The organism is Oceanispirochaeta sp., assembly GCF_027859075.1.
GTDB lineage: Bacteria > Spirochaetota > Spirochaetia > DSM-2461 > DSM-2461 > Oceanispirochaeta.
The window spans coordinates 1-2,334 of the sequence record NZ_JAQIBL010000232.1 but is presented as its reverse complement, the minus strand read 5'-3'; the positions used below and the strand labels follow the sequence as shown (position 1 = coordinate 2,334).

The following is a 2,334-nucleotide window of genomic DNA, read 5'->3' as shown; positions in this document are numbered from 1 at the left end:
ATTGCGCCTGTGTTCATCAGAATGGAGGAACCCGTGCCCAATGTTGCTTTGGCATTACCGGGATGGAAGCATCGTTCCCCGAATGCCGCGGCATGGGAGTCTCCCAATATCCCGCTGATAGGTAGCGGAGAGGGGAGTATTCCGTCGAAATCTGAGCTTCCAAAGGGAGATGAAGAGGGCAGGGCTTGCGGAAGGTTCAGGCCTTCCAGGCCCATAGTACGAAGGATCTCCTCATCCCAATCCAGGGTTCTGATATTAAACAGCATGGTTCTGGAGGCGTTGGTGTAGTCAGTCTTGTACTCTCTACCGCCGGTCAGGCAGTAGAGAAGCCATGTATCCACTGTTCCGAAATAGGCGGAGCCGCTGCGGATGGCCCGGGCGACTTTTTCATTGTATTTATTCAGCCAGGACACTTTTGTACCCGAGAAGTAGGGATCAAGGAAGAGGCCCGTTTTTTCTCTGATCTCCTTTTCCAGACCTTGGGACTTCATTTCAAGGCAGAGTTTTATGGAGCGCTTGCATTGCCAGACAACGGCATTATGAAGAGGGTTTCCCTCTTTGTCCCAGAGTATAAAGGTTTCTCTCTGATTGGATATGCCGCAGCAGCGGATATCTTTTCGGGAATATCCCTTCTTTTCGGCCTCGTCGATAGAGTTTTTAACGGCATTCAGAACTGAGCTGTACAGCTCCGCCCCCGACTGTTCAACATATCCATCCTGGGGATAAATTGAACCCAGAGGAGCACGTCCGTCACTGATGATCTCTCCGGTCGTATTGAAAAGAACAGCCTTGGAACCACTGGTTCCCTGATCTATGGCGAGTATTAAATCCTGTTTCATAGTTTTTCAGTCCTTATTCTTCGATCCTCAGCTTTCAGCCTTTCAGCAAAGCAATGCTTTCAGTCATTATACCCTCAGCATAAAGATTGAAGTCTTTTTTTATGTCTTCCCGGGGAGATGCGGGTGCGAATGTTCCAGATGGTACGCCCAGCTTTCTGATCCGGCAGTTCAATCCCTTCTCTAAAATAATTTCGGAGACAAGATCGCCCAGGCCCCCGTGAGTACTATGTTCCTCGATGGTCAGCACTCTGGAGGCTGAAGGGATCAATTCCGCCAGGGCATCCCGGTTCAGCGGACGGAGAGAGGGGATGTTGATAATCCGGACACTGACACCTTTTGTCTTCAGGAGATCCGCTGCAGCCAGAGTTTCATGGACAATCGTTCCTGTACTGATAATGGAAATATCCGTACCTTCGCTGATCATCACCGGTTCTCCCGGTATGAACTGGTAATCCAGAGGATGAATCTCCTCCGCCTGAAAGCTGTCGAGACGGATATAGACGGGTCCTTCTTTTTCGAAGGCATAACGGGTGATCTGAGCGGTTTCTTCAGGATCACAAGGGGCAAATATCTCGATATTCCCGAAGGACAGAGCTGTTGACAGATCGTCCAGGCAGTGATGTGTGGGTCCCAGTGACCCATAAGCAAATCCAGGATTCAGTCCTACCAGTTTCACATTGGTATTGGAATAACAGATGTCTGTTTTTACCTGTTCGTTGGATCGCCCCATCAGAAAAGGAGTCGCATTGGCTGTGAAGGGAATCATCCCTCCCAGGGACATTCCTGCTGCAATTCCCACCATGTTCTGCTCAGCAATACCAACGTTCACAACGGAGTCAGGATATTCCTGCATAAAGGGGCCGATCCGGCAGGTGGAGGTAGAATCACTGACCAGTACAATAAGCTTGTCATTTTCTTTTTTCATCTTTATCAGAGTCTGAACGAATGAATCTCTTATTTCTTTTTTCATCTACTCCAATTCCTCAATAGCTTTTTTAATTTCGTCCCCGACAGGAATCTTGTGATGCCAGGCAGGCTTGTCTTCTATAAAGGAAACACCCTTTCCTTTTTTTGTATGTGCAATGATCATATGAGGCTTTCCTCCTCCAGTCTTGCAGGACATCAGTGTGGTGATGATCTCATCCGGAGCATTCCCATTAATTTCACAGACAGAAAATCCGAAAGCCCTGAACTTGTCTGCCAGAGGTTCCAGAGCCATGATCGTTTCAGTTCTGTCAGCCAGCTGTAAGGTGTTTCTGTCAACAATGGCAATAAGATTATCCAGTTTGAAGTGTGACGCACTCATGGCAGCTTCCCAGTTTGAACCCTCTTCCAGTTCTCCATCTCCCAGGAGTAGGATGGTTTTATAGTCTTTTTTCTGCTTCTTAGCCGCCAGTGCCAGACCCACAGAGACTGGAAATCCGAGACCTAGGGCACCCGTGTTGAAATCAATTCCCGGGGTTTTCAGCCGGACTCGATGGCCCGGGAGGCGGGA

General features: G+C 48.8%; 3 protein-coding genes. All 3 read right to left on the bottom strand.

Going from position 1 to position 2,334, the window contains the following annotated elements; all coding sequences use genetic code 11:
• Window positions 1–839 (bottom strand): FGGY family carbohydrate kinase (locus tag PF479_RS12735; RefSeq protein ID WP_298007186.1); only part of this gene is annotated, 839 nt, incomplete at its 3' end.
• Between the two features lie 34 nt (window positions 840–873).
• The gene (locus PF479_RS12730) at window positions 874–1,809 is read right to left on the bottom strand and encodes a transketolase C-terminal domain-containing protein (protein WP_298007183.1); all 936 of its coding nucleotides are present in this window, start codon (window positions 1,807–1,809) and stop codon (window positions 874–876) included.
• The coding region (locus PF479_RS12725) for a thiamine pyrophosphate-dependent enzyme (RefSeq protein ID WP_298007180.1) at window positions 1,810–2,334 on the bottom strand (525 nt) is incomplete at its 5' end.

Coding starts and splice junctions, on each gene's coding strand:
- PF479_RS12730 (WP_298007183.1), bottom strand. CDS start 1,809: ATGAAAAAAGAAATAAGAGATTCATTCGTTCAGACTCTGATAAAGATG.